2 protein-coding genes and 1 tRNA gene are annotated in these 2,224 nt (G+C 73.6%); 2 read left to right on the top strand and 1 reads right to left on the bottom strand.

The window, feature by feature from the left end; all coding sequences use genetic code 11:
• The first annotated feature begins 210 nt into the window (after positions 1 to 210).
• The gene (locus I5G_RS23960; protein ID WP_022878594.1) at positions 211 to 1,179 is read left to right on the top strand and encodes an acetamidase/formamidase family protein; all 969 of its coding nucleotides are present in this window, start codon (positions 211 to 213) and stop codon (positions 1,177 to 1,179) included.
• An 11-nt stretch (positions 1,180 to 1,190) separates the two neighbouring features.
• Positions 1,191 to 1,282: transfer RNA gene (locus tag I5G_RS08040), tRNA-Ser, on the top strand.
• Between the two features lie 71 nt (positions 1,283 to 1,353).
• Here the strand turns inward: I5G_RS08040 and I5G_RS08035 are convergent.
• Entirely contained in the window at positions 1,354 to 2,157 is an 804-nt protein-coding gene (locus I5G_RS08035; RefSeq protein ID WP_022878593.1) for a transglutaminase-like domain-containing protein, read from the bottom strand.
• Between the last annotated feature and the right edge of the window lie 67 nt (positions 2,158 to 2,224).

Raw genomic sequence — 2,224 nt, 5'->3', positions numbered from 1 at the left:
TGCACCTCGTCGTGCCGCTCATCGGGTTCCTCATCATCGGCTACGTGCTCTTCAACGCCGACATCACCGCCAAGATCGGCGGCATCCTGTGGCTCGTCGTCGGCGGCATCGTCTACCTCGTCTTCGCCCGCAAGTACGGGGTGACGCCCGTCCCGGCGCCCGAGCACGCCGCTCGACCGCCGGTGAGGGCGGCGCGGAGGTGGCCTCGCGATGACGATCGCGCACCGCCTCGGCAAGGAGCTGGGGCGTCCCGGACACAGCGCCGACGTCCCGCCGGTGCTGTGCATCGCGCCCGGTACGGGGGAGCGCATCGCGTTCCAGACCGACGACGCGGTGTACCGCGAGCTCCACGAGCACGGCGACCTCGCGCGCCTGACCGCGCCGCTGAACCCGGTGACCGGTCCGGTGTACGTCGAGGGCGCCCGGCCCGGCGACGCCCTGGCGGTGACGATCCACGAGATCCGGCTGACCGACACCGGGTGGGCGATGAGCCTGCCCGGTGTCGGGGCGCTGCGCGACCGCATGCCCGACCGGGTCGTGACCCGGCGCATCCCGATCGACGCCGAGGGCGTTCACCTCACGGATGCCGTGACCGTCGCGCCCCGACCGATGGTCGGCTGCATCGGTACCGCGCCGGCGTCGGGGGTGGCCAGCACCGTCATGCCGGCCCACGCGATCGGCGGCAACATGGACGTGACCGACGTCGCGCCCGGCGCGACCGTGTACCTCCCGATCGAGGTCGACGGCGCGCTGCTCGCGATCGGCGACGTTCACGCGATCATGGCGCGCGGCGAATCCTCGTTCGTCGCGATCGAGGCCGAGGGGACCGTGGTCGTGTCCGTCGATGTCGTTCCCGACATGGCGCTGCGGGCGCCCCGCATCGCGACCGCGGAGGAGTGGATCTTCGTCGGCCTCGGCGCCACCGTGCAGGAGAGCGTGCGCCGCGGATACGAGGACGCGTTCGACGCCTTCATCGAGAGGGGGTGGGATGCCATGGACGCCTACACCGTGATGAGCGCGCTCGCCGACTCCGAGCTCGGCGGTCCCACCGGCGCGGTCGGCCCCGACCCGCTGCACCCGTTCGACGCGATCGGCGCGGTCACCCTGCACCGCGTGCCGCGCCGGCTGCTCGACGGGGAGCCGTCGCCCGCGGCGGGGGACGGCGCCGTCGCCGTGTAAGATCGTCTGTTGGAAGTGTGTCCGAGCGGCCTAAGGAGCATGGCTGGAATCCATGTAGGCGGGGTAACTCGCCTCGCAGGTTCAAATCCTGTCACTTCCGCCAGACGGAGCCCCGTCCGAACGTCAGTTCGGGCGGGGCTTCTCTCCTTCTCGTGTGCCCCGCGCGGTGCCGCGTCAGCGGACCGGCTCGGGCGCCTCGACCGGCGCGGGCTCGCCGCGCAGCAGCAGCGAGCGGGGGAGCAGCAGCGCCCGCAGGCGGCCGGCCGCGCTCGCCCCGGCGCGGAGCCGTTCGCGGATGCGCTCCACCGCGTCCGCGATCGCCGGCCCCCGTGCGGGGTCGATACCGTCCTCGGCATAGACCGCGCGTTCCAGCGCGTCGCGCACGAGCCCGACGTCGTCGGCATCCACGTCGTGGTCCTCGACGAGCCGCGCGGCGAACGCCCGCGGCGATTCGGCATCGGGGGCACGGACGCCGAGATCCACCGCGTCCGCGCGGATCTCGGCCCAGGCCGCCACGGCGTCACCCGCGAGGATCCTCGGGGCGCGGGAGCGCCGGCGCCACGCGCGCAAGACGCCCGGCGCAGCGGCGAGGAGCAGCAGGATCACGACGCCGACGCCCACGAGCGCGGGCAGCGCGCTCTGCGCGGTCGCGGCGCCGACACCCGAGGAGGTCGTGCCGGGGCCGTCCTGGTCGCCGAGCTGCGGGGCGTCGGTCCGGGTGGCGCCGGGGGTCGCGGCATCCCGTTGCTCGGGGGTGGTCGTGGTGCTGCTCGAGCCCCCGGTCGACCCCGAGGCGAAGCTCGTCGGCACGCCGAGGCTGTTGGTCGGCTCGAACGGGACCCAGCCGATGCCGCGGAAGTAGACCTCCGGCCACGCGTGCAGCTGGCTCGACGTGACCGTGTAGTCCGTCTGACCCTGCTGCTCGACCGAGCCCGATCGCGTGCCCGGCAGGTATCCGACGACGATCCGCGAGGGCATGTCGAGGGGTGCGGGCCATCACCGCGAACGCCGACGCGAAGTGGACGCAGTACCCCGTGCGCTCCTG

Source organism: Microbacterium sp. B19 (genome assembly GCF_000333395.1).
GTDB lineage: Bacteria > Actinomycetota > Actinomycetes > Actinomycetales > Microbacteriaceae > Microbacterium.
Note: the sequence above shows the minus strand (reverse complement) of the source record. Positions and strands in the feature narration are given on the sequence as shown.